Genomic DNA, 15,131 nt, shown 5'->3' with positions numbered 1-15,131 from the left:
CTCGTCGGGTGCCCGCCGAAACCCCCGCCCCTGCGTCCCTCGACCTCACCGCCGATCCGGTCGCGATCACGCGGGCGATTTGCGACATTCCGAGCGAGTCGGGCGAGGAGCGGGTGCTGGCCGACCTGATCGAGCAGGCGCTCGCCGGGGCATCCCATCTCGAGGTCGTCCGCGACGGTGACGCGATCGTGGCGCGCACGAATCTCGGGCGCGCCCGTCGGGTGGTGATCGCCGGGCATATCGACACGGTGCCCATCAACGGCAACGTGCCGACCCGCTTCGAGACCGACCCTGACGGCACCGAATACCTGTGGGGGCGTGGCACCGTCGACATGAAGGCCGGCGTCGCGGTGCAGCTGAAGCTCGCGCTCGAGCTCGCCGAACCCATCGTCGATCTGACCTGGATGTGGTACGACCACGAAGAGGTGTCGGCGGCGCTGAACGGGCTCGGCCGACTCGCCGCGAACCGACCCGACCTGTTCGAGGGCGACTTCGCCATCCTCGGCGAACCCTCGAACGGGCAGGTCGAGGGCGGTTGCAACGGCACCCTGCGCGCCGAGGTGCGCGCCACCGGCCTGCGGGCGCACTCGGCGCGCAGCTGGGTGGGCGAGAACGCCATCCACAAGCTCTCGCCCGCGCTCGCGAAGCTTGCCGCGTACGAGGCCGAAACGGTCGAGGTCGACGGCCTCGCGTACCGTGAGGGCCTGAACGCGGTGATCGTGCGGGGCGGCATCGCCGGCAACGTCATCCCCGACGAAGCGGTGCTCGAGGTCAACTACCGGTTCGCGCCGTCGAAGTCGGCCGCCGAGGCCGCCGAGTTCGTCACCTCGTTCTTCGACGGGTACGAGGTGACCGTCGTCGACAGCGCCGACGGTGCTCGGCCCGGCCTCGACGACCCGCTGGCGCAGGAGTTCGTGCGCGCGGTAGGCGCGGAGCCGCGCCCGAAATACGGCTGGACGGATGTCGCGCGCTTCAGCGCCCTCGGGGTGCCGGCCGTGAACTTCGGCCCCGGCGACCCGCTGAAGGCGCACGCCGACGACGAACGCGTCGCGGTGCACCAGATCGTCGACGGCGAGCGGGCGCTGCGCGCCTGGCTGACCGGCGCAGCCTGACCAGACCGCGATGAGCGCCGCGAGCCCGACGAAGCACGAGCGCGAGCCCGACCCGTTCCGCGTGACCAGATGGTCGCCGCGGGTGCGGTGGCGGCTGCTGCCGTGGTGGGCGCGGGTCATCCTCGTCTTCGTCGCCGCGCGCGCAGTGACGACCGTGTTCCTGCTCGTCCTCGCGAGCGGGCAGGGGCCGAACGCGTGGACGGGTGCGCATCCCGGCCTGTTCGAGTACTCCAACCTCTGGGACTCGCGCTGGTACGAGCTCATCGCCGGCTGGGGCTACCCGAGCGAGCTGCCCCGCACCGACACCGGGCAGGTCGCCGAGAACGCCTGGGCGTTCATGCCGGTCTACCCGCTCATCGTGCGGGTGTTCGCGTCGATCGGGCTCGGCTGGGATGCGGCGGCGGTGCTCGTCGCCCTCGCGGCCGGGCTGGGCGCAGCGCTCGTGTTCCACCGGCTGATGATCCGGTTCCTCGAACCCGACCGGGCGATGTTCGCGGTCGTGATCTTCTGCGTCGCCCCGGTGGCGCCGATCATGCAGCTCGGCTACGCGGAGTCACTCGGGTTTCTGCTGCTGGCCACGGCGCTGCTGCTGCTCGTGAAACGCCAGTACGCCTGGCTGTTCCCGATCGTGCTCGTCTGGTCGTTCACGCGCCCCGGAGCGCTCGCGTTCGCGCTCACCCTCGGGCTGCACTGGATCGTGCGCTGGCTGCGCCGCGCCGACGACCCGTTCCCGGTCGGCGAGCGATGGCTTGCGGCCGCGGCCGCCGTGTTCACGGCGGCGGCCGGGGTCGGATGGCTCGTCGCTGCGTGGGTCGTCACCGGCGACCTGCACGCGTACACCGACACCGAGCTGGCGTGGCGCTCGGCGTACCTCGGGCCCGTCGACCTCGTGCCGTTCACCGCGTGGTTCGCGAGCGGCGACTGGTGGCTGGGGCAGCCGTGGGGCACGATCGTGGTCGTCGGTCTCATCGTGGCGTTCGCGATGGTCATGCTGCTGCCGGCCGTCCGACGGCTGGGCATCGACCTGCGGCTGTGGCTCGTGAGCTATGCGCTCTACCTGCTCGCGGTGTTCTTCCCGCAGTCGAGCACGTTCCGCATCCTCGCGCCGATGTTCCCGCTCGCCGGCGCGCTGGCCGTGCCGCGCGCCCGCTGGTACCGGTGGTCGCTGGTCGTCGTGCTGCTCGCCCTGCAGTACGGCTGGCTGTTCATCGCCTGGTCGATCCAGGGGCGCGATTGGACCCCGCCGTGAGCCTCGCGACACCGTTCGTCGTCCACAGGTCAGACAACGATTTCCCGGCGGTCGGTGATGCGGGGGATAATGGAAGCTCAGCCACGAAAGGGGAAGCTCAATGGCGGCCATGAAGCCACGCACCGGAGACGGGCCGATGGAGGCTGTGAAGGAGGGTCGACTCATCATCGTGCGGGTTCCGCTCGAAGGAGGCGGCCGTCTCGTCGTCTCGGTGAACGATGCTGAGGCCAAGGAGCTCTACGACGTCCTCGGCGGCGTCGTGAATCCCGCCTGATCCCAGCGACTGGGCGTCTGAGCCGGTTCCCCTGCGGGGTGGTCGGCTCAGGCGCCCAGCTTCACGATCTGCAACAGGCCGTCTCCGGCGGGGGAGATGGCCGTGACCACGGCCGGCGAGGCCGCAAGCTCGGTGATGAGCGTGCGGAACGCGACCGTGGTGTCGTCGCGCCTGGCCGGGTCGGCCACGCGCCCCTTCCACAGGGTTCGCGCCACGAGCACCATGCCGCCGGGCTTCGCGAGACGCAGCCCGTGCTCCACGTACTCGATCACCGATGCCGGGTCGGCGTCGAGGAACACGATGTCGTACGAGGACTCGTTCATGCGCGGCAGCACCTCGCTCGCCCGGCCCGTGATGAGACGGATGCGGGCCGGCGGGATGCCCGCGTCGGCGAAGTGGGTGCGGGCATGCTGCTGGTACTCGGTCTCGGAATCGATCGAGGTGAGCAGCGACGCTCGTGCCGCGAGCAGCATGGACAGCCCCGACACCCCGACCCCCGTGCCGACCTCGATGATCGATTCGGCCCGACTCGCCGCGGCGAGTACCGCGAGCTGCGCGGCGGTGGCCGGCGAGACCGCATCGATGCCGAGCTCCAGCGACTGCTGTCTGGCTCGGGCGACGGCGTCGCTTTCGGCGACCGACTCGTCGACGTACTTCCAGTTCAGGTCGTGTTCGGACACGTGGCGGCTCCCGGTGAGTGACTCAACCCTCGAGAATACCGGGGCGCGCGGTGGGCGTGAGCGCGCCTCGCCGCCGACTATCCTTGAGGCATGTTCGGCCTGACGTTCGAGAAGCTCCTGATCATCGGGGTGATCGCCGTCTTCCTGCTCGGGCCCGAACGGCTGCCGCACTACGCCGCGAAGCTCGGCCAGTTCGTCCGGTCGATGCGCGACTTCGCGAACGGGGCCAAAGATCGTGTGCGCGAAGAAATGGGCCCCGACTTCGACGACGTCGACTGGAAGCAGCTCGACCCGCGCCAGTACGACCCCCGACGCATCATCCGCGAGGCGCTGAGCGACGCCGACCCGTTCACCGAGCCCGCCGCGAAGCCGGTCGTGGCCCGCGCGGCGGTCAACGAGAACTCGGCCTACCTGCAGCGCAAGCGCAAGCAGCAGCTCGCCGCGGGTGAACCGGCGCCGTTCGACTCCGAGGCCACCTGAGGGTTTCGTCCGGGGTGGGCTCCCTTCGACGGGCTCAGGGAGCGGGGTGGGCTTCCTTCGACGGGCTCAGGGAGCGGGGCGGGCTCCCTTCGACGGGCTCAGGGAGCGGGGCGGCAGCTCAGCTGATGCGCAGTGCCCGCAGCACGCGCGCGAGCAGCAGGAACGGGCCTGAGAGCACCCGGAACTCCGCACCGGTGCGCGGCAGCTGCAGCAGGCCGGTCGCGCGCGACACGGTGACGGGGTCTACGAACCGGAGCAGTCCCTCGCGGCCGTTGCGGCGGCCGAGCCCCGATGCCTTCACACCGCCCATCGGCGCGGCGACCGAGCCGAACGACCCGCGGTAGCCCTCGTTGATGTTCACGCTGCCGGCGGCCAGCGCGTCGGCGATGCGTTGCGCGCGACGCGGCGAACGGGTGAGCACCGAGGCGTTCAGGCCGTACTCGCTGTGGTTCGCCGCGACGATCGCCTCGGCGTCGCCGTCGACGACGTAGAGCGAGGCGACCGCACCGAAGGTCTCCTCGGCGTAGGCGCGCATGTCGGGGGTCACGTCCGTGAGCACGGTCGGCTCGAAGCACCAGGCGCCGGCGTCGGGGCGCGGCTTGCCGCCCACGAGCACGGTCGCGCCCTTCGACACGGCGTCGTCGAGGTGGCCGGTGACCCGCTCGAGCTGCGCGGCGCTCGCGAGCGACCCGTAGTCGGCGTCGAACTCGAGCCCGGTGCCGATCTTCGCCGACGAGAGGCGGTCGACGAGCGCGCGGGTGAACGGCTCGGCGACGCGCCGGTCGACGTAGATGCGTTCGATCGACACGCAGAGCTGGCCCATCGCCGAGAAGCAGGCATACGCGGCATCCGCGGCCGCCTGCTCGGGGTCGACGTCGTCGAGCACGAGCATCGCGTTCTTGCCGCCGAGCTCGAGCGAGCAGCCGACCAGCCGGCGGCCGGCCTTCTCGGCGATCTTCCGCCCGGTCGCGGTCGAGCCGGTGAAGCAGATGTAGTCGACCTCGTCGGTGAGCGCCTCGCCGGCCTCGTCGGGCGAGCCGGTCACGACCGCCCACAGCGCCTCGGGCACGCCGGCGTCGATGAACGCGCGGCGCAGCGCGAGGATCGTCAGCGCACCGTGGTCGTCGGCTTTCTGCACGACGCCGCAGCCGGCGGCCAGCGCGGGCACGACGTCCATCGCGGCGAGGCTGAGTGCGTAGTTCCAGGGGGTGATGACGCCGACGACGCCCTTGGGGCTGTACCGCACGCGCGTGGCCGTCGCGACCGGGACTCCGGCCCGCACGTGACGACCTTTCAGCACCCGCGGCGCCTCGAGGGCATTGAACCGGGTGACGGACGCGGCCTGGTAGAGCTCTTCGAGCGCCTGCCCGCGGGTCTTGCCGCTCTCGATCTGGGCGAGGTCGAGCAGCAGGTCACCGCGGTCGAGGATGAGGTCGTGGGCGCGCAGCAGCACGCGGCGGCGGTGCGCGAAGCCGGCCCTGGCCCACGCCAGCTGCGCGAGGCGGGCGCGCGACACCGCGTCGCGCACGTCGTCGGCGCTCGAGCGGGGCAGGTCGTGGTGCGGTTCGCCGGTGGCCGGCACCGACACGGCGATGGTCTCGGAGCCCGAGGCGACGACGTCGTCGGCGAGGCTCGCGAACAGGGCGGGGGAGGCCGTCGTGGCGCGCATGTCGCACAGTCTAGGTCAGGTGTCCCACTTCTTCGCCCGGGGTCGGCCGACAGGCGGCTACACTTGCCGCCCATGACCGCAGCGCAGCGCCCCCTGCCGCGCGGCGTCGTCGCCCGCTACGCGATCGGTTCGATCGGCACCGGCGGGTTCGCGACGCTGCCCGGACTCGTCCTCGTGTACTACCTCACCGACACGCTCGGCGTGGCCGCGCTCGCGGCCGGCGCCGTCGTCACCGCGGCGAAGGTGTGGGACGTCGTGATCGATCCCTGGATCGGCGACCGCAGCGACCGCGCACTCGCCCGGCACGGCACGCGACGCACGCGCATGATCGTGGGCGCGGTCACCCTGCCCGTCTTCTTCGCGCTCACGTTCGCGGTGCCGCCGGGCATCGGGCCCGTGGCATCCGGGGTCTGGGTCGCGGTCGCCTTCCTCGCGACCGCGACCTCGTTCAGCCTGTTCCAGGTGCCGTACATCGCCCTGCCCGCCGAGCTCACGCCCGGCTACGACGCGCGCACCCGGCTGCTCACCTGGCGGGTCGTGGTGCTCACCATCGCGATCCTGCTGTTCGGCGCGGGAGGCCCAGAGGTGCGCGCCGCGTTCGACGACGAGCACGTCGGGTATCTGGTCATGGCGATCGTCGCGGGCGTCGCGATCGGGCTGGGCATGCTGGTGGCCGCGACGGTCGCGCCGCGTCGGGCGGGCGGGGCGAGCGGGGCGGATGTCTCGGATGCATCGAGAGCGCCGGATGCCTCGCCGGCGACGCCGACACCCGAGATCGCGGCCGGCCCGGGCGGCGGCATCCGCGGCGCGTACCGCGACGGCATCGCCGTGCTCCGTCGCAGCCGCGCGTTCCGGGTGCTGCTGAGCGTGTTCGTGCTGCAGGGCCTCGCGACGGGGCTCATGCTCGCCGGAGCCCAGTTCGTCGCGACCTGGGTGCTGCACGACGAGAGCGCGGTGACGTTGCTGTTCGTCGCGCTCATCGCGCCGGCGGTGCTGTGCGCGCCGGTCTGGGGCGTCATCGCGCGCCGCATCGGCAAGGAGCGCGGATTCGGGTGGGCGAGCGCGATCTTCGCGGTCGCGGCGCTCGCCCTCGTGGGGCTCGCGTTCGCGCCGGGGCCGTGGGTGTACGCGCCCGTCGCGCTCGCCGGGGCCGCCTACGCGGGCATGCAGTCGCTGCCGATGGCGATGCTGCCCGATGTGATTTCGCACGACGCGCGCATGCACGGTGACGAGCGCGCCGGCAGCTTCAGCGGGGTGTGGACGGCGGGCGAGACCGCCGGGATGGCGCTCGGCGCGACGGTGCTGTCGATCGTGCTGGCGCTCACCGGGTACGTCGAATCGGTCGCCGGTCAGGCGGTCGACCAGGGCCCGGCCGCCGTGCTCGGCATCGTGCTCGCGTTCAGCGTCATCCCGGCGACGCTCGTCGCGTCGAGCCTCGTCGGCATCCGCCGGTATCCGCTGGGCCGGGCCGACATCGAACCCGCGACCGCGGTCGAAGGAGCAGTGCGATGAGCGGGTTCCGCCGCGAGGCATCCGAGATCCTGGCCGAGCTCGAGGCGCTGCGCGGGCGGGACGCGCCCACCCACGGTGGGCGCGTGCTCTCGTACGTGTACGACTCGGGGCTCGCCGAACTCGACGAGCTCGCGGCGGCCGCGGCGAGGCACGTGCAGCCGGTCAACGGGCTCGACCCGACCACGTTCACGTCGGTCGCCGCGATGGAGCGCGGGGTCGTCGGGTTCGCGCGCGAGGTGTTCCACGGCGGCGACGAGGTGGTCGGGTCGGTGACCTCGGGCGGCACCGAGAGCTGCATCCTCGCGGTGAAGACCGCGCGCGACGCGTGGCGCGCGGCCGGCGGGCAGGGCCGCGCGCGCCTCGTCGCGCCGGTCACCGCCCACGCCGCGTTCCGCAAGGCGTGCCACCTGCTGGATGTCGCGTACGACACCGTGCCCGTCGACCCGGCGACCGGGCGACCCGCGCCCGAGGCGATCGCCGACCGGCTCGCGCCCGACGTCGCGCTCGTCGTGGTGAGCGCGCCGTCGTACCCGTTCGCCACGCTCGACCCGATCGCCGAGGTCGCCGCGCTCGCTGCCGCGCGAGGGGTGCCCGTGCACGTGGATGCGTGCATCGGGGGCTTCGCGCTCGGATTCGCCGACGCCTCGATGCCCGGCGGCGACCTGCCCGCGTGGGACTTCGCCGTGCCGGGCGTGACCAGCCTGTCGGCCGACCTGCACAAGTACGGCTACGCGCCCAAGGGCGTGTCGGTGCTGCTCACGCGCGGGCGCGACCGGCAACGGTTCCAGTACTTCGCGACGACCGAGTGGCCGGGGTATCCGGTCGTGAACCCGACGCTCACCGGCTCGAAGCCCGCCGGGCCGCTCGCGGCAGCGTGGGCGATCATCGAGGCGCTCGGCCGCGAGGGGTTCGCGTCGCTCACCGCGCGGGCGCTGCGCGCGACGGCCGCGCTGCGGGCCGCGGTCGACAGCATCGAGGGATTGCAGGTCGTCGGCGACCCGGTCGGTCCGCTCATCGCGGTGCGAACGGATGCCTCGGTGCGCGCCGACCGCCGAGTCGACCCGCACCACTGGGCCGACGCGGCGCGCGCGGCGGGCTGGCACCTGCAGTTGCAGCCCGCGCTCGTGCAGGCCGACGGCACCGTGCTGCCGCGCACCACGCACCTCACCGTGACGCCGGTGACCGAGGGGGTGCTCGGCGAGCTCGTGCAGGCGCTCATCGGCGCGGCGGACGCGGTGCGCGGGGTCGCGCCCGTCGACGGGCGGGACGTGCTTGCCGGGCTCGGCGGGCTCGACCTCTCGGGGCTGCTGGAGAGCGGGCTCGACGCCGATGGGGCTGCCGCACTGCTCGGCTCGTTCGGGTTGCTCGGCGGCGGGGGAGCGCTGCCCGAGCGGATGGCGCCGGTGCTGGCGCTCGTCGAGGCGTTGCCGGCGCCACTCACCGAGCGCTTGCTGATCGAGTTGCTGGCGCGGGTGGTGGAGCCGGCCGCAGGCTGACCCGCACGCGCCGCAGGCTGACCCGCACGCGCCGCAGGCTGACCCGCACGCGCCGCAGGTACCGTGTTCAGTCCGAGGCATCGCGAGTCGTGGCTCGGTCTGAACACGGTGCCTGGAATGCGCGATGTGCGGGGAACCGCGGGACGGATGAGCCGCTCGGGAGGCCGCAGCGTTCGGCGTAGTAGGCGTAGAGGTCGGCGCGCAGGGAATCGCCCGACTTCAGGCCGAGTTGCCCGGCGGGTCCGTCCAAGACCGCGATCTCGAACGGCAGAATGGTGCCGAGCTTGTCCTCCGCGACGGCATGGGCGTCGCAGCGGTTCGGCTTCACCGGCAACTCGATCGTCGAGGGCTGGTCGGTGCCGGCGATCGTGACGTCGAGCGTCCAGTCGGGTGCGTCCTCGGCATTCAGCAGCGTCGTGCCGCTCACGCCGGTGAGACGCAGCGAGCCGTCGCCGCCGATCGGCGTCACCGCCACGTCGATCACCGCCCGTGCATCTGCGCCCGACCCGGTGGTGCGCAGGTGCTCGGGCAGTTCGATCGCCGCGATCGCCGCGACCGCCTCGCCGAGACAGGCCTGGTCGTGCACGCGCTGCAGCGCGCCGTAGGCGTCGTCGGCGGGCAGCACGCCATGCGCTGCCCCGTCGGACGTGACGATGTCGAGCACGACGGAGACGGGTGCGACCGCCTCGGTGCACACCGCCTCGGTCGGCATGAGCCGGATCGCGATCGCCTGGCCGGCCGCGAACTCCGTGGCATCCCGTTTCGCCATACCCGGCGCGAAACCGGGCGAGCGCACCTCGACCGACTCGACCGTCACGTCGTCGTCGCGGCCGTTCGAGACGAGGACGAACACGCGACCGCCCGAGACATCCACGCGGCCCTGCCCGACCGACGCCGAGAGGCCGTCGAGTCCGGCGGGGTCGATCCGCTCGCCGCCAGACTCGGCGCATCCGGCCAGGGACATGATCAGCGCGCCCGCAAGCGCGACCCGCGCCGCGCGGATGCGCAGGGCAGGTAGCCGGCGCATCCGCTCACCGAACCGACACGTCGAGCCGACGACCCTGCAGCGACCGGGGCCGTGCGGCCAACGCCGCGGCGACCCGTTCGATCGCGCGCGCCGCGGGGTCGTCGGGCTCGGCCACGACCACCGGCACGCCCTCGTCGCCGCCGCGACGCAACGCGATGCTGAGCGGCACGCTCGCCAGCAGCGGCACCGGCCCCGGCTGCCCCTCGGACAACCGACGGGCGACTTCGGCCCCGCCACCCGCGCCGAACAGGTCGAGCACGGTGCCGTCGGGCCCGGGCAGGCCGGCCATGTTCTCCACCACGCCGACGACCTGCTGGCCGGTCTGGCGGGCGACGACGCCCGACCGCTCCGCCACGTCGGCGGCCGCGGGCTGCGGGGTCGTCACGACCACCACTTCGGCGTTGGGCAGCAGCTGTCCGAGCGAGATCGCGATGTCGCCGGTGCCGGGCGGCAGGTCGACGAGCAGCACGTCCAGGTCGCCGAAGTACACGTCGGTGAGGAACTGCGACAGCGTGCGGTGCAGCATCGGCCCGCGCCAGGCGACCGCGACGGACGACGCGCGGCCGCCCTCGGGCGCCTCGACGAACATGCCGATCGAGATGACCTTCACCCCGTGCGCGACGGGCGGCAGGATCATGTCGTCGACCTGAGTCGGCTTCACCGCGTCGCCGCGGTCGTCGACCAGGCCGAGCAGGCCCGGGATCGAGTACCCGTGTACGTCGGCGTCGATGACCCCCACGGCGAGCCCGCGCGCGGCGAGCGCGACCGCGAGGTTCGCCGTGAGCGTCGACTTGCCGACCCCGCCCTTGCCGCTCGTGACCGCGATCACCCGGGTGAGCGTGCCCGGCCCGAACGGGTTCGTGCGCGCCGCCCGTCCGCCGCGCAACTTCTCGGTCAGCGCCTGTCGCTGCGCGGGTGTCATCACCGACAGCTCGACGTCGGCGTTGCCCGCGCCGACTACTTGTTCGGCGGCCGCCCGCACGTCGCGTTCGATGCGGTCGCTGGCGGGGCATCCGACGATCGTCAACCGCACGTCGACGCGCACCCGGCCGTCCGCGCCCGCCGCAACGCCCGCGACCATGTCGAGTTCGGTGATGGGTTTGCGGATCTCGGGGTCGATCACCGAGCCGAGCGCGGCGAGGACGCCGCGCTCCAGATCGCCGACGCGAGCCGACTCGGTCGCGTCCTCGGCCGGGTCAGGATCGGGCATGCTCGGCGGCCTCCTGCTGCTCGTCGTCGCGCCGATCGAGCTCGTCGAGCACCTGCCGCAGCTCCTGCCGGATGAACTCCTTCGACGCGAGGTCCTTCACCGCGAGTCGCAGCGCGACCACTTCGCGGGCGAGGTACTCGGTGTCGGCGAGGTTGCGCTCGGCGCGCTGGCGGTCCTGTTCGATCTGCACCCGGTCGCGGTCGTCCTGCCGGTTCTGCGCGAGCAGGATGAGCGGGGCCGCGTACGACGCCTGGAGCGAGAGCACCAGCGTCAGGGCGATGAATCCGTAGTCGGCGCGGTCGAACTGCCACTCGGCGGGTGCGAGCGTGTTCCACAGCATCCACAGCGCGACGAACAGCGAGAGCCCGAGCAGGAACCACGGCGTGCCCATGCCGCGGGCGATCACCTCGGTCGCCCGGCCGAACCGGTCGCTGTCGCTGCTGCCGCGGAAGGGCACGGATCGGCGCGTGCCCTTCGGGGTCTCGAACCGGCGGTCGTCGACGTCAGCGCGTGCCATCTCCTGCCCTCCTTCCGCCTGGGATGGGGATGCTCCCCGTGGTCAGCTGCGCCCGCGCGGTCGCGCGGCGCGCCAGATCGTCCTGGTCGTCGGGATGACTTCGCCAGTCTTCGGGCAACAGGTAGTCGAGCACGTCGTCGATGGTCACCACCCCGACGAGTCGATGCTTCTCGTCGACGACCGGCACCGAGACCAGGTCGTAGCTGGCGAGGATGCGGCTCACCTCGGCGGCCGACGTGTCGGCGCGCACGGGTTCGAGCCCCTGGTCGATGAGGGAGCCCAGCCGCTCGTGCGGCGGGTAGCGGAGCATCCGCTGGAAATGCACCATGCCGAGGAACCGCCCGGTGGGCGGCTCGTACGGAGGCAGGGTGACGCACACCGCCGCGCCGAGCGCGGGCGCCAGGTCATGTCGGCGGATCATCGCGAGCCCCTCGGCCACGGTCGCGTCGGCCGAGAGGATGATCGGCTCGGTCGTCATGAGCCCGCCGGCCGATTCGGGCGCGTAGCTCAGCAGCATGCGGACGTCTTCGGCCTCTTCGGGCTCCATGAGCTCGAGCAGGTGCTCCTGCCGGTCGTCGGGAAGCTGCGCGATGAGGTCGGCCGCGTCGTCGGGCTGCATCTGGTCGAGCACGTCGGCGACGCGGTCGTCGTCGAGCTGCGCGATGATGTCGACCTGGTCGGACTCGGGCATCTCTTCGAGCACGTCGGCGAGCCGGTCGTCGGGCAGCTCCTCGGCGACCTCGTGCCGGCGCTGCGGCGGCAGGTCGAGGAGCGTGTTCGCGAGGTCGGCCGGCTTCAGCTCGGAGTAGGTCGCGATGAGGTGCTCGGCGGACTGCGCCTCGCCGGGCGCGTTGAGCTCGCGCACCTCGCGCCACGTGACGTACGCCGACTGGCCCTTCGAGAACGGCGACGCCCCCTTGGGCCGGCGCACGAAGAGCTGCTCGACCTCCCACTCGCCCTGCTCCTGCTCGCCGATCGCGACGTCCTCGATGGTCGCCTCGCCCGAGCCGTCGTTGAAGACGACTTTGCGGCCGAGCATCTCGGCGATGACGCGCACCTCGCCGCCGCGCTGCTCGAACCGGCGCAGGTTGATGAGACCGGTCGTGATGATCTGACCGCCCGCGATCGAGGTGACCCGCCCGATCGAGAGGAACACCCGGCGTTTGCCCGGGATCTCGACGATGAGTCCGACCACCCGGGGCGGGTGGTTCTTGCGGTACACGACGAGCACATCGCGCACTCGTCCGACCCGATCGCCGGCGGGATCGAAGACCGCGCATCCGGCGAGTCGGGCGACGAAGACTCTCGTGGCGCTCACATACCGACTCTAGTGCGGGCGGGCGTGCGACAATGAGCCGATGAGCAGCCCGTCGCCGTTCCGCGCCCGTGCGGCGCAGCAGTTCCCTTCGCTGCCGAAGGGAGAGACCGTCGCGAGCTACGACACCTACCCCGAGGCGCAGGCGGCGGTCGACCGGCTCGCGAAGGCGGAGTTCCCCGTCGCCGAGCTCTCCATCGTCGGCACCGATCTGACCAGCGTCGAGCGCATCACCGGCAAGCTCACCTGGGGTCGGGTCGCCGGGGGCGGTGCCCTGTCGGGTGCGTGGTTCGGCACGTTCCTCGGCTTGCTGTTCTTCATCTTCTCGCCGACGGGCGCCGGGCTGGGCCTGCTCGGCTCGGCCATCCTCATCGGCGCCGGCTTCGGCATGATCTTCGGGCTCGTCTCGTACTCGATCAACCGCCGCCGCCGCGACTTCACCTCGACCATGCAGGTCATCGCGACGAAGTACGCGATCATCGCGGGTGCCGCGCACGTCGAGCGGGCGCGCACCGTGCTCGGGGTCGGCGCGCCGGTCGCGGCGGCTCCGGCTGCGCCGGCGTCGCCCGCGCCGTCGGCTTCGGCGGTCGGGGGCCAGGGCGCATCGGATGCCTCGCCGGCGCCCCGCACGTACGGTGAGGCCACGGATGCCGCCAAGCGCGCCCGGGCCGAAGCCGACGCCGCGGCGACGCGCCCCGCGAGGCCGCAGTACGGCGAGTACGCCCCCGGTGCGGAGGACGGGGCATCCGGGTCGTCAGAAGCATCGGATGCATCCGGTTCGTCCGAGCAGACCGAGGCGGCACCGCCTGCCGACGACCGCGCCTGAGCCGGCGGCCGAGTCCATCGATCGCGTTCCGAATACCGACACCCCTGCCGGTTTTCGTGATACGTTGCTCGACGCCGCCGCGCGCCCGCGCGTGCACGTCGCTCGAGGATGAGGACCGGCGTTGGAGAGCATCACCAAGAACCGCCAGTCGCTGGACGCGCTGAAGTCGATGATCGAGCGGGCGTACGGCCCCGGCCGGGTGCCGGTCGGCGACGACATCGCCGACGAACTCGGACACGGCTGGTTCAACGTCGCCTACCGCGTGCGTCTGGCCGACGGAGCCGAGGTGGTGCTGAAGATCGCGCCGCCCGCCGACGTCGAGGTGATGAGCTACGAACACGAGATGATGCGCAACGAGCTCACCGCGCTCGCGCTCGTGCAGGAGCACACCGGGGTACCGGTGCCGCGCATCGACTTCGCCGACACGACGCGCACCCTCTGCGACGCCGACTGGTTCACGATGCCGTACATCGACGCCGACAACTTCGGGGTGCTGCTCGAATCGGGTCGGGTCGCACCCGACGAGTCCGACCTGTTGCACGAGCAGCTCGGTGCGGTCACCCGCGAGCTGAACTCCGTGATCGGCCCGCACTTCGGGCCGCTGCGCGGGCCGGGGTTCGCGACGTGGCGCGAGGCCTTCACCGGCATGATCGGCGACGTGCTGCGCGACGGCGAGCGTGCCGACGTCGACCTCGGGCGTTCGTACGCCGAGCTCCGCGAGGTCGTCGCGGCGCATGCCGACGCGCTCGACGAGGTCGTCGAGCCGAGGTTCGTCGAATGGGATCTGTGGCCGGGCAACACGATGGTGCGCGACGGGCGCATCGTCGCGATCATCGACCATGAGCGCGCGCTGTGGGGGGACCCGCTCATCGAGGGCGGTTTCACGGGCATCGACCTCGCCGCCTTCGGCGACCCGTCGGCCTTCCTCCGCGGGTACGGTCGGGATGCCGCCGATCTCACCGAGACCGAACGCCGCCGCCGGCGGCTGTACACCCTCTACCTGGTGCTCGTGATGATCGTCGAGACCCGGTACCGGGGCCACGCCGAACCGTGGCAGTACGACTGGTCGCGCGCCCGGCTCGACGAGCTCATGCCGCTGTTCGGGTGAGGGCGGAGCGCGAGATGACGACCGAGCGGGGCGGCTATGCGAAGGGCGACCGGCGCCGCGCCGACATCGTCGCCGCGGCGTTCGACGCGTTCGCGGGCAACGGGTTCCGCCACGCGAGCATGGTGCAGATCGCCGCAGCGTGCGGGGTGTCGCGCGCGGGCCTCGCGCACCACTTCCCGTCCAAGGAGACGTTGCTCGCCGCTGTCCTCGCCGAACGCGATCGCCAGAACGACGCCCGGTTCTTCGCCGGCGCCGACCCTTCCCGCGACGGTTTCGACTACCTGGCCCGACTCGTTCGCGCGGTCGAGCACAACGCGACGCAGCGGGGGATCGTCAGCCTCTTCGCAGTGCTCTCGACCGAGGCATCCGACCCCGAGCACCCGGCGCACGCGACGTTCGCCGCGCGCTACGACGGGCTGCGCCGCGACCTGCGCGACGCGTTCGGGGAACTCGACCGGCGCGGGCTGCTGCGCGACACGGTCGCGGTGGCCGGTCTCGAATCCGAGGTGATCGCGCTCATCGACGGGTTGCAGGTGCAGTGGCTGCTCGACGAGCGCAGCGTCGACATGGGGGAGCGGCTGCGGCATCGGCTCGGCGAGATCGTGCGCGTCCCGCTGCCGTAGGCGGATCGTTCGGGCGGCGCCCCGCCAGCCCCG

15 protein-coding genes are annotated in these 15,131 nt (G+C 72.3%); 9 read left to right on the top strand and 6 right to left on the bottom strand.

Annotated elements, in window-relative coordinates; all coding sequences use genetic code 11:
* Positions 1-8: 8 nt before the first annotated feature.
* From dapE to MTO99_RS07695, 3 genes are all read left to right on the top strand, one after another.
* A complete protein-coding gene (dapE, locus tag MTO99_RS07705) occupies positions 9-1,112 on the top strand; it encodes a succinyl-diaminopimelate desuccinylase (protein WP_243558220.1) in 1,104 nt (367 codons plus the stop codon).
* Between the two features lie 10 nt (positions 1,113-1,122).
* Complete coding sequence (locus MTO99_RS07700) at positions 1,123-2,361, top strand: hypothetical protein (protein ID WP_243558219.1); 1,239 nt, start codon at positions 1,123-1,125, stop codon at positions 2,359-2,361.
* A gap of 100 nt (positions 2,362-2,461) precedes the next feature.
* Entirely contained in the window at positions 2,462-2,635 is a 174-nt protein-coding gene (locus tag MTO99_RS07695) for a DUF3117 domain-containing protein (protein ID WP_067875042.1), read from the top strand.
* A 47-nt stretch (positions 2,636-2,682) separates the two neighbouring features.
* On the opposite strand, the gene MTO99_RS07690 is transcribed toward MTO99_RS07695, so the two are convergent.
* Entirely contained in the window at positions 2,683-3,315 is a 633-nt protein-coding gene (locus MTO99_RS07690) for an O-methyltransferase (RefSeq protein WP_243558218.1), read from the bottom strand.
* A gap of 90 nt (positions 3,316-3,405) precedes the next feature.
* Here MTO99_RS07690 and MTO99_RS07685 point away from each other — a divergent pair, with 90 nt between their 5' ends.
* On the top strand, positions 3,406-3,795 hold the full coding sequence (locus MTO99_RS07685) for a twin-arginine translocase TatA/TatE family subunit (protein ID WP_243558217.1): 390 nt from the start codon (positions 3,406-3,408) through the stop codon (positions 3,793-3,795).
* Positions 3,796-3,913: 118 nt separating this feature from the next.
* Here the strand turns inward: MTO99_RS07685 and MTO99_RS07680 are convergent, their stop codons facing one another.
* Positions 3,914-5,464 carry a succinic semialdehyde dehydrogenase gene (locus MTO99_RS07680; protein WP_243558216.1) on the bottom strand — a complete coding sequence of 517 codons (1,551 nt, stop codon included), beginning with the start codon at positions 5,462-5,464 and terminating at the stop codon, positions 3,914-3,916.
* Positions 5,465-5,536: 72 nt separating this feature from the next.
* Here MTO99_RS07680 and MTO99_RS07675 point away from each other — a divergent pair, with 72 nt between their 5' ends.
* Both MTO99_RS07675 and MTO99_RS07670 read left to right on the top strand, forming a co-directional pair.
* Positions 5,537-6,976 (top strand): MFS transporter, encoded by a 1,440-nt coding sequence (locus MTO99_RS07675; RefSeq protein WP_243558215.1) that lies wholly within the window; start codon positions 5,537-5,539, stop codon positions 6,974-6,976.
* Positions 6,973-8,472, top strand: coding sequence for a pyridoxal phosphate-dependent decarboxylase family protein (locus tag MTO99_RS07670; RefSeq protein WP_243558214.1), 1,500 nt, complete (start codon positions 6,973-6,975; stop codon positions 8,470-8,472). Before MTO99_RS07675 ends, MTO99_RS07670 begins: the two co-directional genes overlap by 4 nt.
* 67 nt (positions 8,473-8,539) lie before the next feature.
* Here MTO99_RS07670 and MTO99_RS07665 read toward each other — a convergent pair whose 3' ends face one another.
* The 4 genes from MTO99_RS07665 to MTO99_RS07650 are packed head-to-tail and all read right to left on the bottom strand — an operon-like array spanning position 8,540 to position 12,544.
* Positions 8,540-9,499, bottom strand: a complete 960-nt coding sequence (locus MTO99_RS07665; RefSeq protein WP_243558213.1) for a hypothetical protein — start codon at positions 9,497-9,499, stop codon at positions 8,540-8,542.
* A gap of 4 nt (positions 9,500-9,503) precedes the next feature.
* Entirely contained in the window at positions 9,504-10,709 is a 1,206-nt protein-coding gene (locus tag MTO99_RS07660) for an Mrp/NBP35 family ATP-binding protein (RefSeq protein WP_243558212.1), read from the bottom strand.
* Positions 10,696-11,226 carry a DUF1003 domain-containing protein gene (locus tag MTO99_RS07655; RefSeq protein ID WP_243558211.1) on the bottom strand — a complete coding sequence of 177 codons (531 nt, stop codon included), beginning with the start codon at positions 11,224-11,226 and terminating at the stop codon, positions 10,696-10,698. The genes MTO99_RS07660 and MTO99_RS07655 overlap by 14 nt, the downstream gene beginning before the upstream one ends.
* Complete coding sequence (locus tag MTO99_RS07650; RefSeq protein WP_243558210.1) at positions 11,213-12,544, bottom strand: magnesium transporter MgtE N-terminal domain-containing protein; 1,332 nt, start codon at positions 12,542-12,544, stop codon at positions 11,213-11,215. Before MTO99_RS07650 ends, MTO99_RS07655 begins: the two co-directional genes overlap by 14 nt.
* Before the next feature lie 40 nt (positions 12,545-12,584).
* On the opposite strand from MTO99_RS07650, the gene MTO99_RS07645 reads away from it, so the two are divergent.
* The 3 genes from MTO99_RS07645 to MTO99_RS07635 all read left to right on the top strand — a co-directional run bounded on the left by MTO99_RS07645 (position 12,585) and on the right by MTO99_RS07635 (position 15,098).
* Entirely contained in the window at positions 12,585-13,367 is a 783-nt protein-coding gene (locus MTO99_RS07645) for a YflT domain-containing protein (RefSeq protein ID WP_243558209.1), read from the top strand.
* A 121-nt stretch (positions 13,368-13,488) separates the two neighbouring features.
* A complete protein-coding gene (locus tag MTO99_RS07640) occupies positions 13,489-14,475 on the top strand; it encodes a phosphotransferase family protein (RefSeq protein WP_243558208.1) in 987 nt (328 codons plus the stop codon).
* Between the two features lie 14 nt (positions 14,476-14,489).
* Positions 14,490-15,098: a TetR/AcrR family transcriptional regulator gene (locus MTO99_RS07635; protein ID WP_243558207.1), complete on the top strand. Its 609-nt coding sequence runs from the start codon at positions 14,490-14,492 to the stop codon at positions 15,096-15,098.
* Positions 15,099-15,131 lie beyond the last annotated feature (33 nt).

It is taken from the genome of Agromyces larvae (genome assembly GCF_022811705.1).
Lineage (GTDB): Bacteria > Actinomycetota > Actinomycetes > Actinomycetales > Microbacteriaceae > Agromyces > Agromyces larvae.
The sequence above is the reverse complement of the archived record's forward strand: the minus strand, read 5'-3'. Positions and strand labels throughout refer to the sequence as shown.

Bases quoted from the DNA above. Each gene is read 5' to 3' on its own strand.
- MTO99_RS07670 (WP_243558214.1), top strand. From the start codon at position 6,973: ATGAGCGGGTTCCGCCGCGAGGCATCCGAGATCCTGGCCGAGCTCGAG.
- MTO99_RS07635 (WP_243558207.1), top strand. From the start codon at position 14,490: ATGACGACCGAGCGGGGCGGCTATGCGAAGGGCGACCGGCGCCGCGCC.
- MTO99_RS07700 (WP_243558219.1), top strand. From the start codon at position 1,123: ATGAGCGCCGCGAGCCCGACGAAGCACGAGCGCGAGCCCGACCCGTTC.
- MTO99_RS07655 (WP_243558211.1), bottom strand. From the start codon at position 11,226: ATGGCACGCGCTGACGTCGACGACCGCCGGTTCGAGACCCCGAAGGGC.
- MTO99_RS07665 (WP_243558213.1), bottom strand. From the start codon at position 9,499: ATGCGCCGGCTACCTGCCCTGCGCATCCGCGCGGCGCGGGTCGCGCTT.
- MTO99_RS07660 (WP_243558212.1), bottom strand. From the start codon at position 10,709: ATGCCCGATCCTGACCCGGCCGAGGACGCGACCGAGTCGGCTCGCGTC.
- MTO99_RS07645 (WP_243558209.1), top strand. From the start codon at position 12,585: ATGAGCAGCCCGTCGCCGTTCCGCGCCCGTGCGGCGCAGCAGTTCCCT.
- MTO99_RS07695 (WP_067875042.1), top strand. From the start codon at position 2,462: ATGGCGGCCATGAAGCCACGCACCGGAGACGGGCCGATGGAGGCTGTG.
- MTO99_RS07675 (WP_243558215.1), top strand. From the start codon at position 5,537: ATGACCGCAGCGCAGCGCCCCCTGCCGCGCGGCGTCGTCGCCCGCTAC.
- MTO99_RS07680 (WP_243558216.1), bottom strand. From the start codon at position 5,464: ATGCGCGCCACGACGGCCTCCCCCGCCCTGTTCGCGAGCCTCGCCGAC.
- MTO99_RS07685 (WP_243558217.1), top strand. From the start codon at position 3,406: ATGTTCGGCCTGACGTTCGAGAAGCTCCTGATCATCGGGGTGATCGCC.